Source organism: Streptomyces sp. NPDC043896 (genome assembly GCF_056435605.1).
Genome location: NZ_JBWKEE010000006.1, coordinates 208,057 through 231,306 on the forward strand (window position 1 = coordinate 208,057; position 23,250 = coordinate 231,306).

At 72.6% G+C, this 23,250-nt stretch carries 19 protein-coding genes; 16 read left to right on the forward strand and 3 right to left on the reverse strand.

What is annotated here, in order from left to right; all coding sequences use genetic code 11:
- The first annotated feature begins 12 nt into the window (after positions 1 to 12).
- The 13 genes from rsmI (at position 13) to AC069X_RS11200 (ending at position 16,189) form a co-directional block, all read left to right on the forward strand.
- Positions 13 to 909, forward strand: coding sequence for a 16S rRNA (cytidine(1402)-2'-O)-methyltransferase (gene rsmI / locus AC069X_RS11140; RefSeq protein ID WP_478727340.1), 897 nt, complete (start codon positions 13 to 15; stop codon positions 907 to 909).
- 160 nt (positions 910 to 1,069) lie between these two features.
- Positions 1,070 to 1,561, forward strand: a complete 492-nt coding sequence (locus AC069X_RS11145; RefSeq protein WP_478727342.1) for a hypothetical protein — start codon at positions 1,070 to 1,072, stop codon at positions 1,559 to 1,561.
- A 9-nt stretch (positions 1,562 to 1,570) separates the two neighbouring features.
- The gene (locus tag AC069X_RS11150) at positions 1,571 to 2,467 is read left to right on the forward strand and encodes a TatD family hydrolase (protein WP_478727344.1); all 897 of its coding nucleotides are present in this window, start codon (positions 1,571 to 1,573) and stop codon (positions 2,465 to 2,467) included.
- Positions 2,468 to 2,753: 286 nt separating this feature from the next.
- Positions 2,754 to 4,253 carry a ubiquitin-like domain-containing protein gene (locus AC069X_RS11155; protein ID WP_478727598.1) on the forward strand — a complete coding sequence of 500 codons (1,500 nt, stop codon included), beginning with the start codon at positions 2,754 to 2,756 and terminating at the stop codon, positions 4,251 to 4,253.
- Positions 4,250 to 5,161, forward strand: a complete 912-nt coding sequence (gene rsmA, locus AC069X_RS11160) for a 16S rRNA (adenine(1518)-N(6)/adenine(1519)-N(6))-dimethyltransferase RsmA (RefSeq protein WP_478727346.1) — start codon at positions 4,250 to 4,252, stop codon at positions 5,159 to 5,161. The genes AC069X_RS11155 and rsmA overlap by 4 nt, the downstream gene beginning before the upstream one ends.
- Entirely contained in the window at positions 5,158 to 6,060 is a 903-nt protein-coding gene (locus AC069X_RS11165; RefSeq protein WP_478727348.1) for a 4-(cytidine 5'-diphospho)-2-C-methyl-D-erythritol kinase, read from the forward strand. The genes rsmA and AC069X_RS11165 overlap by 4 nt, the downstream gene beginning before the upstream one ends.
- Positions 6,061 to 6,154: 94 nt before the next feature.
- Complete coding sequence (locus tag AC069X_RS11170) at positions 6,155 to 7,567, forward strand: acyltransferase family protein (protein WP_478727350.1); 1,413 nt, start codon at positions 6,155 to 6,157, stop codon at positions 7,565 to 7,567.
- A gap of 28 nt (positions 7,568 to 7,595) precedes the next feature.
- Positions 7,596 to 9,395, forward strand: coding sequence for an ABC-F family ATP-binding cassette domain-containing protein (locus AC069X_RS11175; RefSeq protein ID WP_478727352.1), 1,800 nt, complete (start codon positions 7,596 to 7,598; stop codon positions 9,393 to 9,395).
- A gap of 186 nt (positions 9,396 to 9,581) precedes the next feature.
- Positions 9,582 to 11,237, forward strand: a complete 1,656-nt coding sequence (locus AC069X_RS11180) for an outer membrane protein assembly factor BamB family protein (protein WP_478727354.1) — start codon at positions 9,582 to 9,584, stop codon at positions 11,235 to 11,237.
- Between the two features lie 41 nt (positions 11,238 to 11,278).
- Positions 11,279 to 12,976, forward strand: coding sequence for an outer membrane protein assembly factor BamB family protein (locus AC069X_RS11185; RefSeq protein ID WP_478727356.1), 1,698 nt, complete (start codon positions 11,279 to 11,281; stop codon positions 12,974 to 12,976).
- A gap of 133 nt (positions 12,977 to 13,109) precedes the next feature.
- Positions 13,110 to 13,820 carry a LuxR C-terminal-related transcriptional regulator gene (locus AC069X_RS11190; protein ID WP_478727600.1) on the forward strand — a complete coding sequence of 237 codons (711 nt, stop codon included), beginning with the start codon at positions 13,110 to 13,112 and terminating at the stop codon, positions 13,818 to 13,820.
- Between the two features lie 116 nt (positions 13,821 to 13,936).
- Positions 13,937 to 14,896, forward strand: coding sequence for a UDP-glucose 4-epimerase GalE (gene galE, locus AC069X_RS11195; RefSeq protein ID WP_478727358.1), 960 nt, complete (start codon positions 13,937 to 13,939; stop codon positions 14,894 to 14,896).
- A gap of 519 nt (positions 14,897 to 15,415) precedes the next feature.
- On the forward strand, positions 15,416 to 16,189 hold the full coding sequence (locus AC069X_RS11200) for a LuxR C-terminal-related transcriptional regulator (RefSeq protein ID WP_478727360.1): 774 nt from the start codon (positions 15,416 to 15,418) through the stop codon (positions 16,187 to 16,189).
- Here AC069X_RS11200 and AC069X_RS11205 read toward each other — a convergent pair.
- On the reverse strand, positions 16,148 to 16,645 hold the full coding sequence (locus AC069X_RS11205) for a MarR family winged helix-turn-helix transcriptional regulator (RefSeq protein WP_478727361.1): 498 nt from the start codon (positions 16,643 to 16,645) through the stop codon (positions 16,148 to 16,150). The genes AC069X_RS11200 and AC069X_RS11205 overlap by 42 nt on opposite strands.
- A gap of 146 nt (positions 16,646 to 16,791) precedes the next feature.
- Here AC069X_RS11205 and AC069X_RS11210 point away from each other — a divergent pair, with 146 nt between their 5' ends.
- Together AC069X_RS11210 and AC069X_RS11215 are read left to right on the forward strand one after the other, a co-directional pair.
- Positions 16,792 to 17,649, forward strand: coding sequence for a trans-aconitate 2-methyltransferase (locus AC069X_RS11210; protein ID WP_478727363.1), 858 nt, complete (start codon positions 16,792 to 16,794; stop codon positions 17,647 to 17,649).
- Positions 17,646 to 18,041, forward strand: coding sequence for a VOC family protein (locus tag AC069X_RS11215; protein ID WP_478727365.1), 396 nt, complete (start codon positions 17,646 to 17,648; stop codon positions 18,039 to 18,041). Before AC069X_RS11210 ends, AC069X_RS11215 begins: the two co-directional genes overlap by 4 nt.
- 400 nt (positions 18,042 to 18,441) lie before the next feature.
- Here AC069X_RS11215 and AC069X_RS11220 read toward each other — a convergent pair whose 3' ends face one another.
- Both AC069X_RS11220 and AC069X_RS11225 read right to left on the reverse strand, forming a co-directional pair.
- Positions 18,442 to 19,116 (reverse strand): TetR family transcriptional regulator, encoded by a 675-nt coding sequence (locus AC069X_RS11220; RefSeq protein ID WP_478727367.1) that lies wholly within the window; start codon positions 19,114 to 19,116, stop codon positions 18,442 to 18,444.
- The gene (locus tag AC069X_RS11225) at positions 19,113 to 20,084 is read right to left on the reverse strand and encodes an acyl-CoA desaturase (RefSeq protein WP_478727369.1); all 972 of its coding nucleotides are present in this window, start codon (positions 20,082 to 20,084) and stop codon (positions 19,113 to 19,115) included. The genes AC069X_RS11220 and AC069X_RS11225 overlap by 4 nt, the downstream gene beginning before the upstream one ends.
- A gap of 305 nt (positions 20,085 to 20,389) precedes the next feature.
- Here AC069X_RS11225 and ppc point away from each other — a divergent pair, with 305 nt between their 5' ends.
- The gene (ppc, locus tag AC069X_RS11230; RefSeq protein ID WP_478727371.1) at positions 20,390 to 23,179 is read left to right on the forward strand and encodes a phosphoenolpyruvate carboxylase; all 2,790 of its coding nucleotides are present in this window, start codon (positions 20,390 to 20,392) and stop codon (positions 23,177 to 23,179) included.
- The last annotated feature ends 71 nt before the right edge of the window (positions 23,180 to 23,250 follow it).

A 23,250-nucleotide genomic window follows, 5' to 3' on the forward strand; every position in this document is an offset into this window, starting at 1 on the left:
GAGGATGAGCCGGTGACAGCTGACCAGCCCCGCGGTGCCGAAGCCCCCTCCTCCCACGGCGTACTCGTCCTCGCCGGTACCCCCATCGGTGATCTTTCGGACGCCCCGCCCCGGCTCGCGGCAGAGCTGGAGCGCGCCGACGTGATCGCCGCCGAGGACACCCGGCGGCTGCGCCGGCTCACGCAGGGGCTCGGCGTCCACACCACCGGGCGCGTCGTGTCGTACTTCGAGGGCAACGAGTCCGCCCGCACCCCCGAACTGGTCGAAGCCCTGGAGGCGGGCCGCCGCGTGCTGCTGGTGACCGACGCCGGCATGCCCTCCGTCTCCGACCCCGGCTACCGGCTCGTGGCCGCCGCCGTGGAGAAGGACATCAAGGTCACGGCCGTGCCCGGCCCGTCCGCCGTGCTCACCGCCCTCGCCCTGTCGGGGCTGCCCGTGGACCGCTTCTGCTTCGAGGGCTTCCTGCCGCGCAAGGCGGGCGAGCGCCTCGGCCGGCTGCGCGAGGTGGAGGGCGAGCGGCGCACGCTCGTCTACTTCGAGGCACCGCACCGGCTCGACGACACCCTCGCGGCCATGGCCGAGGTGTTCGGAGCCGACCGGAGAGCCGCCGTGTGCCGCGAACTCACCAAGACCTACGAAGAGGTCAAGCGCGGCGGAATCGGCGCGCTCGCCGCATGGGCGGCCGAGGGCGTGCGCGGCGAGATCACCATCGTGGTCGAGGGCGCGCCCGCGGCCGTACCCGGTGACGTGGACGACGAGGAGCTGGTGCGCCGCGTCCGGGTGCGCGAGGAGGCCGGCGAGCGCCGCAAGGAGGCCATCGCGGCGGTCGCGGCGGAGGCCGGCGTACCCAAGCGCGAGGTGTTCGACGCCGTCGTGGCGGCAAAGAACGCGGCACAAAAGATGCCGTGAGTCGGTAAAGAGCTAACCTGAAAAGCAAAGCTCAGACCGCGCACCGGCCCCTTTGGGCATGACTCGGCCAAAGGCCGTCCATTACTGGACAGGGCCTGATGCGCTCCCGCCCGAAGAGGCGTCCACTGGCAGTGGCACCAGTGGAACAAGAGGAGCTGGCATGAGTGAGATCGCAGACACCCCGGTACCCGTCACGGCCGCGGGACCGGCCCCTGTCCCCAGCCCCGGCGTGCAGACCGTGCACGAGGCGTACTCCTTCGCGTGCATGAAGTGCGGCTACGGGTGGGAGCAGGCCTACGCGATAGAGCACCACGTCGACGGCAAGGGCGAACCGTTCATCATGTACACGGTGAACGGCGAGCGGGTGCCCTCCCCGCTGTCGAACCCGACCTGCCTCAACTGCGGCGGACACGTCGTACGCATCATGCGCGAGGGCCAGGTCTCCACGGTCCTCGGCACGATCGACCGGCTCTACCACCACCGCATCGCCCCCGGGATCGCCGGACCGGTACCGGCGGGTGAGGACGCCCCCCGGCCGCCGAAGCAGCGCCGGATCCCGGCGCACGACTCACCCGGGCCGGTCGCGGTCGACGCGTCCGAGCGGCGACGCGGCCTGCTCTCCCGCCTGCTCGGGCTTTTCCGCCGGTCATAAGATCGGCCCATGAGCCCTAGCCCTTCCTCCTCCGCCACCGCCTCGAAGGACGTCCCGCCCCCGCTGCCCGAGCCGCTGCGGGTGGCGGTGGCCGACTCGCACACCCACCTCGACATGCAGTCCGGCACCGTAGAGGAGGGCCTGGCGAAGGCTGCCTCCGTGGGCGTGACCACCGTCGTCCAGGTGGGCTGCGACGTGAAGGGCTCCCGCTGGGCCGCCGAGACCGCGGCCGCGTACGCCAACGTCCACGCCGCCGTCGCCCTCCACCCGAACGAGGCCCCCCGGATCGTCCTCGGCGACCCCGACGGATGGTCCCGGCAGGGTGCCCGGCCCGGCGGCGGCGACGGGGCCCTCGACGAGGCCCTCGCCGAGATCGAGGCACTGGCCGCCCTGGACCACGTGAAGGCGGTCGGCGAGACCGGCCTCGACTACTTCCGCACCGGCCCCGGGGGAATGGCCGCGCAGGAGCGTTCCTTCCGGGCCCACATCGAGATCGCCAAGCGGCAGGGCAAGGCCCTCGTCATCCACGACCGCGACGCCCACGCCGACGTGCTGCGCGTACTGCGGGAGGAGGGCGCGCCCGAGCGCACCGTCTTCCACTGCTACTCGGGGGATGCCGAGATGGCCCGCGAGTGCGCCGCCGCCGGCTACTACATGTCCTTCGCCGGGACCGTCACCTTCAAGAACGCGGCGCCGCTGCGCGAGGCCCTCGCCGTGGCCCCGCTGGAACTGGTGCTGGTGGAGACCGACGCCCCGTACCTCACTCCCGCGCCCTACCGCGGACGGCCCAACGCCCCGTACCTCATTCCGCTGACGGTACGGGCCATGGCGGCGGTGCGCGGCATCGACGAGGACGCGATGGCCACCGCCCTCGCGGCCAACACGGCGCGCGCCTTCGACTACTGACGCGGCCGCCGCTCCGCTCCGACCGCCGCTCGCGCAACCGTTCGGCCGACACGCTGTGTGGTCGAACGGCTTTGGTGCGTGACGCCCGCTGCCGCTAGGGTGCCGTGCCCGAGCAGCCGGGGGCCGTACCAGTGGAGCGAGCGACGTGAGCGATACGCAGGGCAGTCACCGCCGTGGCCCCTGGCCGCAGACCGAGCCGGACCCTGACTTGTACGCCGTTCAGGGCGGCGGCGGTCCGCACGACGACGGCCGTCACGGCGGGCCGCACGACAGCCCCGGCGCCGACTTGTACGGTGTTCAACGGGACGAGCCGTACGCCGCCGCGCACGCCGCCGCGGGCCCGGACTCGTACGGCGTTCAATACGGCCTTCAGTACGAGGACCCGTACGGCGACCCGTACGCCGCCCGCGCCACCGAGCCGCAGGTCCCCGCCCCCCGGGGCGAGGGCCGCCGGGCCTCCCGCCGCCGGGCCGCGGTCCCCGCCCCCGCGTCCGCCCCCGCGGACGTACCGCCGCCCTCCCCGGACCCCGACCGCCCCGGCGGCCGCCGCCGGGCCGCCCCCGCCGGCGGCGCCCGCCGCCGCACCGCCACCGCGGAACCGCCCCCGCCCCCGCCCGCCCCGGACGCCGGCGGCACCAGGGCCGGCCGGCGCAGGCGCCCCGCCCCCAGTCCGGCCGGCCAGGCCGCCGCCGCCCGCGACAGCTGGCGCCGCATCGTCCCCCAGGCCCTGGTCGTGGCCTTCCTGGCCGGCGGCACCACCGCCTTCGTCGCCGCCGACAAGGCCGTCCGGCTCACCGTCGACGGCGTACCCCGCACCCTCCACACCTTCGCCGGGAGCGTCGACGAACTCCTCGCATCCGAAGGCCTCGGCGTCGGCCCCCACGACCTCGTCGCCCCCGCCCCCGGCTCCGCCCTCGACGACGGCCAGCAGGTCGTCGTCCGCTACGGCCGCCCCCTGCGGCTCACCCTCGACGGCACCAGCCGCCAGGTGTGGACCACCGCCCGCACCGTCGACGGCGCACTCCGCCAGCTCGGCGTCCGCGTCGAGGGCGCCTACCTCTCCACCCCCCGCACCGCCCCCGTCCCCCGCAGCGGCCTCACCCTCGGCGTGCGCACCGAACGCGGCGTCACCTTCATGGCCGACGGCCGCGAACGCACCATCCGCACCAACGCCGCCACCGTCCAGGAAGCCCTCGACCAGGCCGGCATCACCCTCCAGGGCCAGGACACCACCTCCGTCCCGCCGGACTCCTTCCCCCGCGACGGCCAGACCGTCACCGTGCTGCGCATCACCGGCACCCGCGAGGTCCGCGAGGAACGCATCCCGTACGAGACCGAACGCGTCGAGGACGCCGGGCTCTTCGCCGGCACCGAGGTCGTCGACCGCGTCGGACGGCCCGGGGCGCGCCGGGTCACGTACGCCCTGCGCACCGTCAACGGCGTCCGCCAGCAGCCGCGGAAGATCGCCGAGGAGGTCGTCCGCGAGCCCGTCAGCCAGCGGGTCCTGGTCGGCACGAAGCCGCTGCCCACCTCCGTCGCGGGTGCCGACGGCCTCAACTGGGCCGCGCTCGCCCAGTGCGAGTCCGGCGGCCGCCCCTCCGCGACCGACCCCTCGGGCACCTACGGAGGCCTGTACCAGTTCGACGTGAGCACCTGGCGGGCCCTCGGCGGCAGCGGCCGCCCGCAGGACGCGCCCGCCTCGGAGCAGACGTACCGGGCGAAGAAGCTGTACGTGCAGCGGGGGGCGAGTCCGTGGCCGCACTGCGGCCGTAGGCTTGAGCGGTGAGCACCGCAGAGCAGCAGCCCCACGAGACCTCCGAGGTCCCTTCCGACGCCCTCCTCGGGCCGGCCGACATCCGAGAGCTGGCCGCCGTCCTCGGCGTACGCCCGACGAAGCAGAAGGGCCAGAATTTCGTCATCGACGCCAACACGGTGCGCCGGATCGTACGCACCGCCGAGGTGCGTCCGGACGACGTGGTCGTGGAGGTCGGACCGGGTCTCGGGTCGCTGACGCTCGCGCTGCTGGAGGCCGCCGACCGGGTGACCGCCGTCGAGATCGACGACATCCTGGCCGCCGCGCTGCCCGCCACCATCGAGGCGCGGATGCCGCACAAGAAGGACCGCTTCGCGCTGGTGCACTCCGACGCGATGCTCGTCACCGAGCTGCCGGGCCCCGCCCCGACCGCGCTCGTCGCGAACCTCCCCTACAACGTGGCCGTGCCGGTCCTGCTGACGATGCTCGACCGCTTCCCGAGCATCGAGCGGACCCTCGTCATGGTCCAGTCCGAGGTCGCGGACCGGCTCGCCGCCCGCCCCGGCAACAAGGTGTACGGGGTGCCTTCGGTCAAGGCCGCCTGGTACGCGGACGTCAAGCGCGCCGGCGCCATCGGCCGCAACGTCTTCTGGCCCGCGCCGAACGTCGACTCCGGACTCGTCTCACTTGTACGGCGTTCAGAACCGGTGAAGACCACCGCCTCCAAGGCAGAGGTCTTCGCGGTCGTCGACGCCGCGTTCGCACAGCGCCGCAAGGGCCTGCGCGCCGCGCTCGCCGGCTGGGCCGGGTCGGCCGCCGCCGCCGAGCAGGCGCTGGTCGCCGCCGGCGTCTCCCCGCTGGCGCGCGGGGAGTCCCTGACGGTGGAGGAGTTCGCGGCGATCGCCGAGCACAAGCCCGCAGCGGAGAGGCCCGCGCTGTGAGCGTGACGGTACGCGTCCCCGCGAAGGTCAACGCCCAGCTGGCGGTCGGCGCCGCCCGCCCCGACGGCTTCCACGACCTCGCCAACGTCTTCCTCGCCGTCTCCCTCTTCGACGAGGTCACCGCGACCCCGGCCGACGAGCTGACCGTGACCTGCGAGGGCCCCGACTCCGAGCAGGTGCCGCTCGACCGCACCAACCTCGCGGCGCGCGCCGCCGAGCTCCTCGCGGCCCGCGCCGGCATCGAGCCCGCCGTCCACTTGCACATTGTTAAAAACATCCCCGTGGCCGGCGGCATGGCCGGCGGCAGCGCCGACGGTGCGGGCGCCCTGCTGGCGTGCGACCTGCTGTGGAAGCTGGACACCCCGCGCGAGGAACTGCTCGCCATCTGCGCGGAACTGGGCAGTGACGTCCCCTTCAGCCTCGTGGGCGGCGCCGCGCTGGGCACCGGCCGCGGTGAGTTCCTCACCCCGGTGGCAGCCGGCCGGTTCCACTGGGTGTTCGCGGTGGCCGAAGGCGGCCTGTCCACCCCGGCGGTGTTCAGGGAGTTCGACCGCCTGACCGCCGGTACGGACGTTCCGGCGCCCGAAGCCTCCCCGGAGCTGCTCGCGGCCCTCGCCTCGGGGGACGCCGACGCGCTGGCCGCCGTCCTGCCGGCGTCCAACGGCCTGCAGTCCGCCGCCCTGTCGCTGCGGCCCGGGCTGGCCGACACCCTCGCGGCGGGCACCGAAGCCGGCGCGCTGGCCGGGCTGGTCTCCGGGTCGGGTCCGACGACGGCCTTCCTGGTCCGGGACGCGGAGTCCGCCGCGAAGGTCGCCGCCGCGCTGGAGGCCTCGGGCACCTGCCGTGCCACCCGGATCACCTCCTCCCCGGCCCCGGGAGCCACGGCCGTCTCCGCCTGACGTGCCGGACGCGGCAAGGGCGCGGGCTACCTAGTCCCCGGATGAGTACCCGCGCCCTGTCGCGGCACGGGGCGCGGCGGCGACTGTAGGGGGCATGACAGTCAGTGCACGCGGCATGGCCGCCGCCACGCCCGCCTCCCGCGACCGGTACGTGGACCTGCTCCGGGTCGCCTCGCTCGCCACCGTCGTGTTCGGGCACTGGCTGATGGCCGCCGTCAGCACCGACGGCATAGGGAACCTGCTCGCGCTCGTACCGCCGCTCCAGGTGCTCACCTGGGTGCTCCAGATCATGCCGGTCTTCTTCTTCGTCGGCGGCTTTTCGCACGCGCTGTCGTACCGTTCTCTTGAACGCCGTGCAAGTGGCCGGCCCGTGTACGCAGCCTTCCTGCGCGCCCGCCTCCAGCGGCTGCTGCGGCCCACCCTCGTCTTCGTCCTCGTCTGGGCGGCGCTCGCGCTCGTCGTGCAGCTCGCCGGCGCCGACCGCGGCCGGCTGGCCGGCGCCGCACTGCGGATGGTCACGCAGCCGCTGTGGTTCATCGGGATCTACCTGGCGATGGTGGCCTTCACCCCGCCGCTGCTGAAGCTGCACGCACGCCACGGCTGGGCCGCCTTCGCCGCCCTGGCGGGCGCCGCGGCACTGGTCGACGTACTGCGCTTCGCGCTCGGGGTCCCGTACGTGGAGTTCCTGAACTTCGCCCTCGTCTGGCTCGCCGTGCACCAGCTCGGCTTCCTGCGCGCCGACGGCCGCATCACCCGGCCCGCCCTCCTCGGTGCCGCCGGGCTCGCCGGGGCCGTGCTGCTGGTGGCGGCCGGACCGTACCCGCTGTCCATGGTGGGGATGCCCGGGGAGAAGGTGTCCAACATGGCCCCGCCGACCCTCGCCCTGCTCTGCCACGGCATGTGGCTGGTCGGCGCCGTGCAGCTGCTGGCGCGGCCCGCGGCGGCGTGGCTGGCCCGGCCGCGCGTGTGGCGCGGGGTCGTCGCCGCCAACGGCATCGCCATGACCGCCTTCCTCTGGCACCTGACCGCCATGCTCGCCGTGTACGCCGTGCAACTCGCCCTCGGCCTCGCGCTGCCCGAGCCGGCCACCGCCGCCTGGTGGGCGCAGGTGCCGCCGCGGATCCTCCTCGCGGCCGCGCTCACCGCCCTGCTCGTGGCCTGCTTCCGCCGGTTCGAGGCGCCGCGGGCCCCGTCCGCCACCGCCCCCGCCACCGCCACCGCCCCCGCCACCGCCGTCCCCAGCCCCGCCCCCGCCCCCGCCGTCCCCAGCCCCGCCCCCGCCCCCGCCGGGCCCGGCAGCGGCCCCGCCGCCGCCCTCGGCACCACCCTGTGCCTGCTCGGGATCCTCGGCCTCTCCATGACCGGCCTCGGCGGCCTCCTGGACGGCCACACGGCCACGCTGATCGCCCTCCCGGTGACCGCACCCGCCGCCATCGGCATGGCTGTGGCGGGCGCCTGGCTGGTGGAACGTTCCGCGTCGGCCCGGAGGGTTAGGCTGAGGGGCTGATCCACACCCTTTCCCTGGAGCGCGTCTGATGGCCGTCAATCTGGTCAATGTCGAGGCAGTCAGCAAGGTGTACGGCACCCGTACCCTGCTCGACGGCATCTCCCTCGGCGTATCCGAGGGAGACCGGATCGGTGTCGTCGGCCGCAACGGCGACGGCAAGACCACCCTCATCCGGATGCTCGCCAAGCTGGAGGAGCCCGACTCCGGCCGCGTCACCCAGAGTGGCAGCCTCCGTATGGGCGTCCTCACCCAGCACGACTCCCTCGACCCGGCCGCCACCATCCGGCACGAGATCATCGGCGACATGGCCGACCACGAGTGGGCCGGCAACGCCAAGATCCGCGACGTCCTCACCGGGCTCTTCGGCGGCCTCGACCTGCCCGGCTTCGGCCAGGGCCTCGACACCGTCATCGGCCCGCTCTCCGGCGGCGAGCGCCGCCGCATCGCGCTCGCCAAGCTCCTCATCGCCGACCAGGACCTCCTCGTCCTCGACGAGCCCACCAACCACCTCGACGTCGAGGGCATCTCCTGGCTGGCCGGCCACCTCCAGAGCCGCCGCTCCGCACTCGTCTGCGTCACCCACGACCGCTGGTTCCTCGACCAGGTCTGCACCCGCATGTGGGACGTGCAGCGCGGCTCCGTCTTCGAGTACGAGGGCGGCTACAGCGACTACGTCTTCGCGCGCGCCGAGCGCGAACGGATCGCCGCCACCGAGGAGGCCAAGCGGCAGAACCTGATGCGCAAGGAGCTGGCCTGGCTGCGCCGCGGCGCCCCCGCCCGGACGTCCAAGCCCCGCTACCGCATCGAGGCCGCCAACGAGCTGATCGCCGACGTGCCGCCGCCGCGCGACAAGTCGGAGCTGATGCGCTTCGCCAACGCCCGCCTCGGCAAGACCGTCTTCGACCTGGAGAACGTCACCGTCCAGGCCGGCCCCAAGACCCTGCTCAAGCACCTCACCTGGCACCTGGGCCCCGGCGACCGCGTGGGCCTCGTCGGCGTCAACGGCGCCGGCAAGACCTCCCTGCTGCGGGCCCTCGCCGAGGCCGCCCGCACCCAGGGCGAGACGCAGCCGGCGTCCGGTGAGATCACCGTCGGCAAGACCGTGCGCCTGGCCTACCTCTCCCAGGAGGTCGGCGAGCTCGACCCGTCGCTGCGCGTGCTGGAGGCCGTCCAGCGCGTCCGCGACCGCGTCGACCTCGGCAAGGGCCGCGAGATGACCGCGGGCCAGCTGTGCGAGCAGTTCGGCTTCACCAAGGAGAAGCAGTGGACGCCGGTCGGTGACCTCTCCGGCGGCGAGCGGCGCCGGCTGCAGATCCTGCGCCTGCTGATGGACGAGCCGAACGTCCTCTTCCTCGACGAGCCCACCAACGACCTCGACATCGAGACCCTCACCCAGCTGGAGGACCTCCTCGACGGCTGGCCCGGCTCGATGATCGTGATCTCCCACGACCGGTTCTTCATCGAGCGCACCACCGACACGGTGATGGCGCTGCTCGGTGACGCGAGCCTGCGCATGCTGCCGCGCGGCCTGGACGAGTACCTGGAGCGCCGCCAGCGGATGATCGAGGCCGCCGCCCCGGCGCCGACCCCGGCCGCCGCGGTCAAGTCGACGTCCTCCGGTGACTCGCGCGCGGCGAAGAAGGAGCTCCAGAAGATCGAGCGTCAGCTCAACAAGATGTCGGACCGCGAGACGAACCTGCACGCGCAGATCGCCGAGCACTCCACCGACTACGACAAGGTCGCCAAGCTCGACGCGGAGCTGCGGGAACTGATCGCCGAGCGCGACGAATTGGAGATGCGCTGGCTGGAACTGGCCGAAGAGGCCTGAGTCCCGGGGGCCGCTGCGGCCCCCCGGCGCGACGGCCGGCCTGATCACGGCCGTGTCACGGGCCGGTCCTCCCTTGGGAACAGGCGTGCGACCGGCCCGGTGTGTACCGGCCACGGGTGATAGAAAGGGTCGGTTCTTTTCGATCTCCTGGATCGCCCCACCGTCCGAACCCGAAGGTATGCGCTGATGACCGAGCCGCCCCAGCCGCCGAACCAGCCGCCGTCCCCTTCCGGTTACGGGCACCTGCCCGGACCGCCTCAGCAGGGCTACGGATACCCGCCGCAGGGCCCGAACCCGTACGCGGAGCAGCCGCCCACCGTCCCGCAGCCGCCGGTCCAGCAGGGCGGGTACGCCTTCCCGCCGGCCGGGCCGGGCATGCCCCCCGGCCCGCCGGCGCCCGGGGGTTCCGGCCGCCGCAAGGGCGCGGTCGTCATCGCGGCGGCGGTCGCGGGGGTCCTCGTACTCGGCACCGGCGCCTACTTCACCTTCCTGAGCGATGACGAGGGCTCCAAGAAGCCCGCCGCGCAGGCCTCGACGCCCGCCGACCCCAAGCCGTCGGGCTCCGCGTCCGTGGACAAGGGCGACGGATCCGGCAACGGCATGGGCGAGCAGACCGACCTCAACGCGGGCCGCAAGCCCGGCGAGGACAAGGCGCTGTGGCTCAAGACGGCCAAGCTCCAGGCGTCGGGTACGGGAGGGATCCCCGCCCCGGCGATGTGGGTGGTCGGCGACACCGTCGTCAAGACTGTCGACAAGTCGCTGATCGGCTACGCGGTCACCGACGGCAAGGAGAAGTGGAAGGTCGACTTCAAGGCGGAGATCTGCGGGTACGCCGACCAGACCACCCCCGACGGCAAGACCGTGCTGACCGTCAAGGACGGCGAGGGCTCCAACGCCACCTGCAACCAGATGAAGCTGGTGGACCTCAAGGCGGGCAAGGAGGGCTGGACCAAGGAGCTCGCCAAGGAGAACCTCTTCGACGGCGACAGCCGCGTCAGCATGGCCCTCACCGGCGACGTCTTCGTCGTCAACCGGATGGCCAACGCCACCGTCCACCGCCTCGCCACCGGCGACAAGCTCTTCTCCGGCAACACCCCCGAGGGCTGCCAGCCGACCGACTACGCGGCCGGCAGCGGCAAGCTCCTCGCCGTCGCCCTGTGCATGGACGACGACAAGACCGTGGAGGTCCAGGACGCCGACCCGGTCACCGGCAAGAAGACCTGGTCCTACCGGCTGCCCAAGGGCTGGCGGGTCACCAGCGTGCTGTCCGTGTCCCCGATCGTCCTCGACATCGGCAACCGGGACCTCAACAACGCGGACCAGAGCAAGCGCGCCATCATCTCCCTGACGCCCGACGGCAAGAAGCGCTCCAGCATGTCCGCCGAAGGCTCCTTCGAGACCAACTGCAACGCCGGCAGCACCGAGAACCTCCAGGGCTGCGGCAACTCCGTCGTCGACGGCGACACCCTCTACCTGCGCACGACCACGAGCAAGGGGTACGACAACGAGGTCGTCGCCTTCGACCTCGCCACCGGCAAGGCCAAGTGGCGCCACAAGGCCGGTGACAAGCGCAACTTCTACCCCGTCAAGGCGGCCAACGGCCAGCTCGTCGCCTACCGGGCCGGCGCCCTGCGCGAACCCGGCGAGATCGTCTCCATGGCGGCCGCCGGCGGCGCCCCCAAGACCCTGCTCCGCATGCCCTCCGGTCCCTCCGCGAACATCGAGAGCGCGATGGTCACCTTCCAGGTGCGGGCCTTCGAGGACGGCCGGTACTTCACCTCCGCGACCTCGCTGGTCGGCAACAGCACGGAGGAGCGGCTCCTGATGGTCTTCGGCAAGTGAACGAGTCCACCGAGCGTCCCACCGAGAGGCAGTAGCACGCGATGAGTACCCCGCCGCCCCCCAGCCAGCCGCCGTCCGGCGGTTTCGGCGGCCCGCCGCCGTCCGGACCGCCGCAGCCCCCGGCCCAGCCCGGCCAGCCCCCGGTGCAGCCGCCGTTCCCGCAGCCGGGCGCCGCCGCCCAGCCGCCCACGGTCCCGGCCCCGCAGGCCGGCTACGGCTACCCGCAGCCCCAGGCCCAGCCCGGCTACGGCTACCCGCAGCAGCCCGGCACGGTCGTCCAGCAGCCCGTCCCCGCAGGCGGCGGCAACGACAAGCGCAACCAGCTGGTGATCGTCGGCGCGGCCGTACTGTCCATGGCCCTCATCATCGGCGGCGGCTTCTGGTACGTCTCGGGCGACGACAACGGCGGCCAGCCCACCGCGAACGGCCCCAGCGGCTCGCCCGACGGGGACAAGGGCCCCGCCCACACGCCCGGCAGCGAGAAGGTCCCCTCCAACCCCAAGTCGAAGACGCTGATCAACGTCCCCAGCCCGACCCCGCCCGACCTGGTCGCCGTCGACGGCTCCTGGCTCACCGACACCACCTACGTCAAGTCCGACGTGGCGAAGGTCGTCGGCTACAACCTGGTCGACGGCGGCAAGAAGTGGGAACTCCCGCTCCCCGCCAACGTCTGCGGCGCCACCAAGCACATCAGCGACAACAAGACCGCCATCCTCTTCGAGGAGGGCATGGCGACCAACGAGAAGAAGTACCCCCAGTGCACGCAGGTCGGCGTCATCGACTTGAACACCGGTAAACTCGTCTGGTCCGCCACCGCCAAGTCCGCCACCGGCGGCGACAAGCCGGTCTCCTTCAACGAGGTCACCATCAGCGGCCAGACGGTCGCGGCGGGCGGCCTCTCCGGCGGCGCCGCCTGGAACCTCGCCGACGGCAAGTCCCTGTGGGCCCCGAAGACCGACGGCGAAGGCTGCTACGACATGGGCTACGCCGGCGGCGAGGCCCTCGCCGTCCTGCGCAAGTGCGGCCGCAGCTCCAGCCCGACCCTGTACGCGCAGGCCCTCGACCCCGCCACCGGCGCACCGAAGTACCAGTACAAGCTGTCCGCGGGCATCGAGTGGGCCGGCATCATCTCCACCAAGCCGCTCATCATCGCCGCCGACGTCGGCGACACCGCCAAGAACGCCACCAACGTCAGCGACCTCTTCGTCGTCGACGACGCGGGCCAGCTCAAGGCCCGCATCGGCCTCGCCGGCGGCAGCTACGCCCCCAAGTGCCCCGCCACCGAGGTCGAGCAGTGCTCGAACATGGTCGTCGGCAACGGCAAGGTCTACCTCCCGACGTACGAGCACCAGGGCACGGCCTCCGTCGGCCGCACCAACGAGATCGTCTCCTTCGACCTGGAGACCGGGAAGCCCACCAGCGACCGCGCCGACGCCGGCGAGCGCTACACCATGTACCCGCTGCGCATGGACGGGTCGAACATCATCGCCTACAAGGTTCCCCCCTACGACGGGGGCGGCCAGATCGTCAGCATCGACGGCAAGACGATGAAGGAAACGCTGCTGATGCAGAACCCGTCCGACAAGACGAGCCAGCGTGCCGAGACCGCCTTCTCGGTGGACCGCTCGGAGTACCGCTACCACAACGGCCGCCTGTTCATCGCCCGCACCAGCGTGCGCAAGCCGTACTCGGAGAAGTCCGACCCGGAGAACCTCTTCGTCTCCTTCGTGGCGAGCTGACGCACAGCCCTCCTCTCGCGCGAAAGCCCCCGGACGGTGCCCACCGATCGGGGGCTTTCGCGCGGTAACCGGCACGCCCCCTCGAACAAGCGTGTAGCTTGCCGGGTCAGAAGGATCTGGGGTGGGAGCCTTGATGGGCGTACGGGTCATGGTGGTCGACGAGCACCGGCTGCTGGCCGAGGCGCTCGCCTCGGCCCTGAAACTGCGCGGGCACCGCGTGCTCGCGGCGGCCGCGCCGGCGGCCGGAGCCGCCGAACTGGTCATCGGCCGCGCCCCGGAGGTGTGCCTGTTCGGCACCGCCACCCCGGCCGAGCCAGGGGTCTTCGAGCCGGTGGTGCGGATCAAGCGGGAGCGCCCGCAGATCGCGGTGGTGGTGCTGGGCCCGGTGCCGAGCCCGCGCGGGATAGCCGCCGCCTTCGCGTCCGGGGCCTGCGGGTACGTACGCCAGGACGAGCGCATCGAGGGCGTCGAACGGGCCCTGGCCAAGGCCCGGGCGGGGGAGGTCGCCATCGCCCCGCAACTGCTCCAGGGGGCCTTCGCGGAGCTCCTCAACCCCGCCGCGCAGCCCGACGACGAGGGCAGCCGGCTGCTGCGGCTGCTGACGCCGCGCGAGGTCGAGGTGCTGGTCCGGGTCGCGGAGGGCGAGGACACGCGGCTGATCGCGGCCGGCATGGCCATCGCGCCGAGCACAGCCCGCACCCATGTCCAGCGGGTACTGATGAAGCTCGGCGTGGGGTCACGGCTGGAGGCCGCCGCGCTGGCCGCCCGTACCGGGCTGCTGGACCGGGCCGTGCTGCCCGCGGCCCGGCGGCCGCACGGGTTGGAGGAGCCGTCCGGGGACTGAGCCCGGACAGTGCGCGGACCGGCTCTTCCGGCCCGCGATTTCCCCGGAAGCGCAGAATCCGGTAAGCCAGTCATCAGAGCGCGCGCATCGGCGTGCCGCGAGAGGTAGGAGTGAGAGTGAGCAAGTACCTGGTCACCGGCGGCGCCGGATACGTGGGCAGCGTCGTCGCCGCCCATCTGCTGGAGGCCGGACACGAGGTCACCGTCCTCGACAACCTCTCCACCGGCTTCGCCGAGGGAGTCCCCGCCGGCGCCACCCTGATCGACGGCCGGATCCAGGACGCCGCCGACCACCTGGACGCCTCCTACGACGCGGTCCTGCACTTCGCGGCCTCCTCGCAGGTCGGCGAGTCCGTCGTGAACCCCGGCAAGTACTGGGACAACAACGTCGGCGGCACCCTCGCCCTGCTGACCGCCATGCGGGAGGCCGGGGTGCGCCGGCTCGTCTTCTCCTCCACCGCCGCCACCTACGGCGAGCCGTCCGGCGGAGTGCTGACGGAGACGTCGGTGACCGCGCCGACCAACCCGTACGGGGCCTCGAAGCTGGCCGTCGACCACATGATCGCGGGGGAGTGCGCGGCGCACGGCCTGGCCGCGGTCTCGCTGCGCTACTTCAACGTGGCCGGCGCCTACCGGGAGTTCGGCGAGCGCCACGACCCCGAGACGCACCTGATCCCGCTGGTGCTCCAGGTCGCCCTCGGGGAGCGCGAGGCCATCTCGGTGTTCGGCGACGACTACCCGACGCCCGACGGCACCTGCGTCCGCGACTACATCCACGTCGCCGACCTGGCGGAGGCCCACCTGTCGGCGCTGCGCGTCGCGGCCGAGGGCGAGCACCTCGTGTGCAACCTCGGCAACGGCAGCGGCTTCTCGGTGCGCGAGGTGATCGAGACGGTCCGCAAGGTCACCGGCAGGGAGATCCCCGAAGTCGTCGCCCCGCGCCGCGCCGGGGACCCGGCGGTCCTCGTCGCCTCGGCCCGCGCGGCGCACGAGCGCCTCGGCTGGACCCCGACCCGCTCGGACCTCACGAACATCGTTCAAGACGCCTGGAACTTCGCCCTCGCACAGCGTTCATGACCCCCTGATTCCCGGCCCCCGGCGGCCCCCGGATCCCCGCCGATCCGGGACCCGGCTCCGGCCGCAGCGGCTCTCGCGCGCCCCCCGCACCCGACGGTGCGGGGGGCGCACGCGTAGGGGCCGGGCGCGGCCGGCAGGCGCTGTGCGCGGGCGCCCGGCGTGCGTACGCCGGGTGAAATGCCCCCCGTGCAACTGCCCGGGGCACGAGCCGGTCGGAAATCCGCCTCCCGGAGCCCCGGGACCGTTGAAAACAAGCCACCGCCAGGGCCGTTGCGGGCGGCCCCGCTGCAAAATCGCCCGAAAAACTTCTGCTATTCGGCCAACCGTGAGACGCCGCCCCCTCTACGCTGATGCGTGACACCGGTGGGGGCCGGTGTTGATTCAGGGGTCGAGACACGCCGGGTACGGCGTCCGGTCCGGGGTAGTGCACAGATGTCGCGGCGGCGGCCGCGGGGGCTGTGGGCCACCCGGCCGGACGCCGTACCCGTAGTCGTCCGTTCCCCGACCCTTGGGGGTTTTGTGGTTCGTATCCGGGTCCTGGTGGTCGACGGCCACCGCATCTTCGCCGAATCTCTGGCAGCCGCGCTCGCGGCCGAGCCGGACGTGGACGTGTCCGCGGCCGGCAGCGGTCCCGCCGCGTCGCGCTGCCTCGAGCGCGCGGTGGCGGAAGGCCGCCGCTACGACGTGCTGCTCGTCGACGCCGACCTCGGCGCCGGCGCGGCCGCGTCGGGGGCCGTGCCCGGCCAGCGGGAAGCGGGCTCCGGTCCGGCGCCCCCGGCCGACGGGATCGCCCTCGTCGCCGGCGTGCGGGTGGCGCACCCGGGAGTGCGCACGGTGGTCCTCGCCGAGCGCGACGACCCCCGCCGGGCCGCGCTCGCCCTGCAGGCGGGGGCGTCGGGGTGGGTCGCGAAGGACTGCTCCCTCTCGCGCCTGCTCGCCGTCATCCGCGGGGTGCTGCGCGAGGAGACCCACCTGCCGCCCGCCCTGCTGACCGGGGTGCTGCGGGAGCTGACGGCCGCCCGCAAGCACCGTACGGACAGCGAGCGGCTCGTGGAGTCCCTCACCCCGCGCGAACACGAGGTGCTGCGCTGCATGGTGGCCGGACTGGGCCGCAAGGACGTGGCCGCGCGGCTGTTCCTGTCCCCGCACACCGTGCGCACGCACATGCAGAACGTGCTGGGCAAGCTCGGGGTGCACTCCACCCTGGCCGCGGTGGCACTGGCCCGGCGGGCCGGCGTACGTCCCGCGGAGCTAGCCGGGGATGTTGTCGAACGGAGCGGTCAACTGGCGTAGCAGCCCGGCGAGCTCGCCCCGCTGGCCGGTGGAGAGCTGGGCCAGGATCGCCCGTTCCTGGGCCAGCAGTCCCGCCAGGGACTGGTCGGCGCGGTCGCGCCCCTCGGGCGTGAGCCGGACCAGGACCCCGCGCCGGTCGTTGGGGTCGGGCAGTCGCTCGACGAGGCCCTTCTTGGCGAGGCGGTCGATGCGGTTGGTCATGGTGCCGGAGGTGACCAGGGTCTGCGTCAGCAACTGGCCGGGGGACAGCTGGTACGGCGCGCCCGCGCGCCGCAGCGAGGTGAGGACGTCGAATTCCCACGGCTCCAGGCCGTGCTCGGAGAAGGCGAGCCTGCGGGCCCGGTCGAGGTGGCGCGCGAGCCGGCTGACGCGGCTGAGCACTTCGAGCGGTTCCACGTCGAGGTCAGGGCGCTCTCGCCGCCATGCCGCGACCAGTCGGTCGACCTCGTCCTCCATGCCGATCAGTGTACGGGGTCTGTCGACATGAAGTCTCTTCAAATCGAGAATCTTGAGATCGAGATATACTCTGACCGAGCATGGGGCATGGAGGTGGCCGGAACGGCTTCCGCTTCCGACCGCCCCACCAGTAGGGAGGCTCGAACATGCATTCCGATATCGCGCCGGCCGTGCGCCCTCAGACCCTGGACGGCTCCGCACCCGTCTGGGACCCCCAGCAGTACCTCCGCCACGCCGGCCACCGCACGCGCCCCTTCCTCGACCTGATGAACCGCATACCCGAGCTCCCCACCCGCCCCGCACGCATCGCCGACCTCGGCTGCGGCCCCGGCAACGTCACCGCGCTCCTCGCCGACCGCTGGCCCGAAGCCCGCATCACCGGCTTCGACCTCTCCCCGCAGATGCTCCAGCGCGCCACCGACGAATACGCCGGACCCACCTCCGGCGGCGGCCTCCTCGACTTCCGCCACGGCGACCTCGCCGACTGGATGCCCGAGGAGACGTACGACCTGATCGTGTCCAACGCGGCCCTCCAGTGGGTGCCCAGCCACCCCGGCTCCTTCGCCGCCTGGATCAACGGCCTGCGCCCCGGCGGCACCTTCGCCTTCCAGATCCCCGGCAACTTCACCGCCCCCAGCCACCGCCTCCTCGCGGAACTCTGCGACACCCCGCGCTGGCGCGACCGCCTCGCCGGACACGGCGCGCGCTACATCCACATCCTCGAACCCGCCGAGTACCTCGCCCGGTTCACCGAACTCGGCTGCGCCGTCGACGTCTGGGAGACCACCTACTCCCAGCTCCTCCAGGGCCCCGACCCCGTCCTCGACTGGGTCAAGGGCACCGCCCTGAGGCCCGTCCTCACCGCCCTCGGCGACGACCGCGACGCCGTCGACCGGTTCCTCACCGAATACCGGGAGGCCCTGCGCACGGCGTACCCGCCGGGCCCGCGGGGCACCGTCTTCCCGTTCCGCCGCATCTTCGCCGTCGCCCACAAGGAGGCATGACCGTGCTCACCGCCGTCGACCACGTACAACTCGCCGCGCCACCCGGGTCGGAGGACAAGCTGCGCGCGTACTACCAAGGCGTCCTCGGCATGCGGGAGGTCTCCAAACCCCCCGTCCTCGCCGCGCGCGGAGGCTGCTGGTTCACCGCCGGAGGCGTGCAGCTGCACCTGGGCGTGGAAGAGGACTTCAAGCCGGCCCGCAAGGCCCACCCCGGGCTGCGCGTGACCGGCATCGTGGAGTACGCCGGCAGACTCCGCGAACGCGGCGCCGAGGTCGTCTGGGACGACAACCTGCCGGGCCACCGCCGCTTCTACTCCCACGACCCCGTCGGCAACCGGCTCGAATTCCTGGAGCCGTACACCCCCGAGCCCGACGGGCTGCCCGCGGCCTGACCCCACCGGCCCGTACCCGGCCCCGTAAGACGCGACGGCGCCCCGCCACCGGAACACCGGTGACGGGGCGCCGTCGCGTGTGCCGCGTGTGCCGCACGCGCCTTCAACACCGTGCAAGTCCCGCGCACGCGTCGCCCGCGACGCGTACGCGGTGCAGGGGCCGCGCCGCGGCGGGCGGGGGCCGCGGAGGGACTCGTACGCTGTGCAACTCCCACGCCGACGCCGTCCGGACTCGTACGCCGTGCAACTTCCGGGTGTGCGCACCAGGGGACTCGTACGCCGTGCAACTCGCTTGTCAGCGCACCAGGGGACTCGTACGCCGTGCAAGCCCCGTGCACCCGCCGCAGCGGCTTGTACGCAGTGCAACCCGCGTGCGGGCGCCGTACGAGCCGTACGGGCCTCAGCTCTTGCGGTGTCCCACCAGCCGCGGCTTCGCCTCCAGGTTCTCCAGCCCGTGCCAGGCCAGGTTCACCAGGTGCGCCGCCACCTCCGCCTTCTTCGGACGCCGCGTCTCCAGCCACCACTGACCCGTCAGCGCCACCATCCCGACCAGCGCCTGCGCGTACAGCGGGGCCAGCTTCGGATCGAAGCCCCGCGCCTTGAACTCCAGCCCCAGGATGTCCTCGACCTGCGTGGCGATGTCGCTGATCAGCGACGCGAAGGTGCCCGTCGACTGCGCCACCGGCGAATCCCGTACCAGGATCCGGAAACCGTCCGTGTAGTTCTCGATGTAGTCGAGCAGCGCGAACGCGGCCTGCTCCAGCAGCTCCCGCGGGTGCCCGGCCGTCAGCGCGCCCGTCACCCCCTCCAGCAGCTGGCGCATCTCGCGGTCCACGACCACCGCGTACAGACCCTCCTTGCCGCCGAAGTGCTCGTACACCACCGGCTTGGACACCCCGGCCTTCGCCGCGATCTCCTCCACCGAAGTGCCCTCGAAGCCCTTCTCCGCGAACAGGGCGCGGCCGATGTCCAGCAGTTGCTGGCGCCGTTCGGCGCCCGTCATCCGGACCCGGCGTCCTCGCCTGGGCTTGTCGCTGCTGGAACTGCTGCCGTCGATCGCCACGTCCCCCATCATGCCGCGTTCGGCGTCTTTTCCTTGCGCCGGGCGTCGATCCTCGCCCCCGACGGCCAGCGCACGTCCGAGGCCCATCCCAGCAGCTCGAACCAGCGGATCAGCCGCGCACTCGAATCCACCTGCCCGCGCAGCACCCCGTGCCGCGCCGACGTCGGGTCCGCGTGGTGCAGGTTGTGCCAGGACTCCCCGCACGACAGCACCGCCAGCCACCACACGTTGCCCGACCGGTCCCGCGACTTGAACGGCCGCTTGCCCACCGCGTGACAGATCGAATTGATCGACCACGTCACATGGTGCAGCAGCGCCACACGCACCAGCGAACCCCAGAAGAACGCCGTGAACGCACCCCACCACGACATCGTCACCAGACCGCCCACCAGCGGCGGGATCGCCAGCGACACGACCGTCCAGAAGACGAAGTCACGACTGATCCGCCGGATCGCCGGGTCCTTGATCAGATCGGGAGCGTACTTCTGCTGGTTGGTCTGCTCCTCGTCGAACAGCCAGCCGATGTGCGCCCACCACAGGCCCTTCATCAGCGCCGGCACCGTCTCGCCGAACCGCCACGGCGAATGCGGGTCGCCCTCGTGGTCCGAGTACTTGTGGTGCTTGCGGTGATCGGCGACCCAGCGCACCAGCGGCCCCTCCACCGCCATCGACCCCATGACCGCCAGCGCGATCCGCAGCGGCCGCTTCGCCTTGAAGGAGCCGTGCGTGAAGTAACGGTGGAAACCGATGGTGATCCCGTGGCACGCCAGGAAGTACATGAACACCATCAGACCCAGGTCCAGCCACGTCACCCCCCAGCCCCAGGCCAGCGGCACCGCCGCCAGCAGAGCCAGAAACGGTACGGTGATGAACAGCAGCAGCGCGATCTGCTCGACGGAGCGCTTCTGCTCCCCGCCGCGCGTCGCGGAGGGCGCGGACGGCGCCGAGGAGTCCTCGATCAGTTCGGGACTGATGGTCATAGTGGGGTTCCCCTGGGGGGTGAGAAGTCCGGCAGGGCCCGGCCACAGACCCTACGGATCCGTAACCTACGGCATCGTAAGTATGGCAAAGACCGCCCGCCCGGCAACAGGACGACGCCACCTGCGCGAACCGAGTCCAAAGAGCGGGCGCTCTGCCAGGGCACAGGGGCGGGACACCTATCCTGGTGTCGTCGGACAGCGCGGTCCGCACGGGCAGCCCGGGCTGCGCGCACGACCGGCACGGCCGCGCACGCCCCGGGAGCCCACAGCCCAGTAGCGCTCGAACACTGCAAGGAGCCGCACCTGTGAGCAGTGCTGACCAGGCCGCCCAGGCCCCCGTCACCCAGCCCGCCCCCCACCCCTCCGCCACGACGCGGACGGCGGAGACGGCGAACGCGGAGCTGCGCGCGGACATCCGCCGCCTCGGCGACCTCCTCGGCGAGACCCTCGTCCGCCAGGAAGGCCAGGAACTCCTCGACCTCGTCGAACGGGTCCGCGCACTCACGCGCACCGACGGCGAAGCCGCCGCCGCCCTCCTCGGCGACACCGACCTGGAGACCGCCGCCAAGCTGGTGCGCGCCTTCTCCACCTACTTCCACCTCGCCAACGTCACCGAACAGGTGCACCGCGGCAAGGAGCTGCGCGCCCACCGCGCCGCCGAAGGCGGCCTCCTCGCCCGCACCGCCGACATGCTCAAGGACGCCGACCCCGAGCACCTGCGCGACACGGTCAAGAACCTCAACGTCCGCCCCGTCTTCACCGCACACCCCACCGAGGCAGCCCGCCGCAGCGTCCTCAACAAGCTGCGCCGCATCGCCGCCCTCCTCGAAGAGCCCGTCTCCGGCGCCGGCGAACGCCGCCGCCACGACCTGCGGCTCGCCGAGAACATCGACCTCGTCTGGCAGACCGACGAACTGCGCGTCGTCCGCCCCGAGCCCGCCGACGAGGCCCGCAACGCCATCTACTACCTCGACGAACTCCACGCCGGCGCCGTCGGCGACGTACTCGAGGACCTCGCCGCCGAACTCCAGCGCGTCGGCGTCGAACTGCCCGCCGGCACCCGCCCCCTCACCTTCGGCACCTGGATCGGCGGCGACCGCGACGGCAACCCGAACGTCACCCCCGACGTCACCCGCGACGTGCTGATCCTCCAGCACGAACACGGCATCACCGACGCCCTCGAACTCGTCGACTTCCTGCGCAGCCTGCTCTCCAACTCCATCCGCATCGCCGGCGCCACCGAGGAACTCCTCGCCTCCCTCCAGGCCGACCTGGAACGCCTCCCCGAGATCAGCCCCCGCTACAAGCGGCTGAACGCCGAGGAGCCCTACCGCCTCAAGGCCACCTGCATCCGGCAGAAGCTCCTCAACACCCGCGAGCGCCTCGCCAAGGGCATCCCCCACGAGGAAGGCCGCGACTACCTCGGCACCGCCGAGCTCCTCGCCGACCTCACCCTCATCCAGACCTCCCTGCGCGAACACCGCGGCGGCCTCTTCGCCGACGGCCGCATGGACCGCACCATCCGGACCCTGGCCGCCTTCGGCCTCCAGCTCGCCACCATGGACGTACGCGAGCACGCCGACGCCCACCACCACGCACTCGGCCAGCTCTTCGACCGCCTCGGCGAGGAATCCTGGCGCTACGCCGACATGCCGCGCGACTACCGGCAGAAGCTCCTCGCCAAGGAACTCCGCTCCCGCCGCCCGCTCGCCCCCACCCCGGCCCCGCTCGACGCCGCGGGCCAGAAGACCCTCGGCGTGTTCACCGCCATCAAGGACGCCTTCGAGAAGTTCGGCCCCGAGGTCATCGAGTCCTACATCATCTCGATGTGCCAGGGCGCCGACGACGTCTTCGCCGCCGCCGTCCTCGCCCGCGAGGCCGGCCTCCTCGACCTCCACGCCGGCTGGGCCAAGATCGGCATCGTCCCGCTCCTGGAGACCACCGACGAGCTCCGCGCCGCCGACGTCATCCTCGACGAGATGCTCGCCGACCCCTCCTACCGGCGCCTCGTCTCCCTGCGCGGCGACGTCCAGGAGGTCATGCTCGGCTACTCCGACTCCAGCAAGTTCGGCGGCATCACCACCAGCCAGTGGGAGATCCACCGCGCCCAGCGCCGGCTCCGCGACGTCGCCCACCGCCACGGCGTGCGCCTGCGCCTCTTCCACGGCCGCGGCGGCACCGTCGGCCGCGGCGGCGGCCCCTCGCACGACGCGATCCTCGCCCAGCCCTGGGGCACCCTCGAAGGCGAGATCAAGGTCACCGAGCAGGGCGAGGTCATCTCCGACAAGTACCTCGTCCCGTCCCTGGCCCGCGAGAACCTGGAGCTGACCGTCGCGGCCACCCTCCAGGCCTCCGCCCTGCACACCGCCCCGCGCCAGTCCGACGACGCGCTCACCCGCTGGGACGCGGCCATGGACATCGTCTCGGACGCCGCCCACGGCGCCTACCGCGCACTCGTCGAGGACCCCGACCTGCCCGCGTACTTCTTCGCGGCCACCCCCGTCGACCAGCTCGCCGACCTGCACCTCGGCTCCCGGCCCTCCCGCCGCCCCGACTCCGGCGCCGGCCTCGACGGCCTGCGCGCCATCCCGTGGGTGTTCGGCTGGACCCAGTCCCGGCAGATCGTCCCCGGCTGGTACGGCGTCGGCTCCGGCCTCAAGGCCCTACGCGAAGCCGGCCAGGACACCGTCCTCGCCGAAATGGGCGAACGCTGGCACTTCTTCCGCAACTTCCTGTCCAACGTCGAGATGACGCTGGCCAAGACGGACCTGCGGATCGCCCGCCACTACGTCGACACCCTCGTACCCGACGAGCTCAAGCACGTCTTCGACCGCATCGAGGCCGAACACGAGCTCACCGTCCGCGAGGTCCTGCGCATCACCGGCGGGGAGCAGCTCCTCGACTCCCAGCCCGTCCTCCAGCAGACCTTCGCCGTACGCGACGCCTACCTGGACCCCATCTCCTACCTCCAGGTCTCCTTGCTGGCACGCCAGCGCCAGGCCGCCGCCCGCGGCGAGGACCCCGACCCGCTGCTGGCCCGCGCCCTGCTGCTCACCGTCAACGGCGTCGCCGCCGGCCTGCGCAACACCGGCTGACCGGCCCCGTACCCGGCCCCGCACACGAAGGAAGCCCCCGCCGTCAGGCGGGGGCTTCCCTCTTGCACGCC